Origin of the sequence: Saccharibacillus sacchari, assembly GCF_037722395.1 — a bacterium.
GTDB lineage: Bacteria > Bacillota > Bacilli > Paenibacillales > Paenibacillaceae > Saccharibacillus > Saccharibacillus sacchari_A.
This window is the reverse complement of the sequence record NZ_JBBKAR010000054.1, coordinates 1-889: the sequence shown is the minus strand read 5'-3', so window position 1 is coordinate 889 and position 889 is coordinate 1. Positions and strand designations below refer to the sequence as shown.

At 37.5% G+C, this 889-nt stretch carries 1 protein-coding gene; it reads right to left on the bottom strand.

The window, feature by feature from the left end; translation table 11 throughout:
- Positions 1 to 137 precede the first annotated feature (137 nt).
- On the bottom strand, positions 138 to 521 hold the full coding sequence (locus WKI47_RS21230) for a hypothetical protein (protein WP_340229192.1): 384 nt from the start codon (positions 519 to 521) through the stop codon (positions 138 to 140).
- Positions 522 to 889: the final 368 nt, after the last annotated feature.

Sequence of the window (889 nt, the reverse complement as noted above, 5' to 3'; positions counted from 1 at the left end):
ATAGTTTTGTACTGGTTGCACATAACGTTCCTGTATTCACGACTCGACATATGTCGAGTGTCTGGCGAATGCCAGACCCAGGACGAATGTCCGCAGCTTGAATATGATGTTATGTGATGTACCCGGCTTTAAAACAATCACTTCAACTCTCTTACCTGAATTTCCTCAATCTTGTTTCCTCCACTTTCGATCCCTGCACCTAAATCGAATAAGAAGTATTTAATCTCATCATATCTTTGACTCTTTCTAATCGTTCTAAAATCAAAAACAAGCTTTTTATTGATGTATTGAAAATCCAGCAGTTCAAAAGCTTTTATTCGACGATCTTCTCCCCATGTCCATGACTGCCCAAGTGATTTCAAAATAGACAATTCTGATTTTTCAAGGTCTTCTGCAAGTAATAGTCCTATTCTAAAAATGGTGCCTTTCTGATTTGAAAATTCTGAACCGCTGTATAGGTTCAAAACTCCAGTCCATTCAAAATCTTGATCGGTATAGTAATCAAAATCGTCATTAGCCATCCATTTTACATCCTTTAATTACGTTTTTGACTTTGGGTATTTCACATAACGTTCCTGTATTCACGACTCGACGCATGTCGGGTGTCTGGCGAATGCCAGACCAAGGACGTATGTCCGTAGCGTGAATATGATGTTATACGTAGTTACGTTCTTCATTGAGTTTACTATCAAAAATTTTAAAATGGCGGATTTTAGAATGAAGCACAACACTTCGAATTGAATACAAAACGGCTCATGGCTGGATTCGCGTAGAATAGAGTTGCTACGACACCTTCTATAAAAAGAATCCAGCACGAGCATAATTTATATTTATTTAATCATTTTTTTATAATGAGCCTCGTATCCTGCGACTTTAAACAATTCTGCGA

Bases quoted from the DNA above. Each gene is read 5' to 3' on its own strand.
- WKI47_RS21230 (WP_340229192.1), bottom strand. From the start codon at position 521: ATGGCTAATGACGATTTTGATTACTATACCGATCAAGATTTTGAATGG.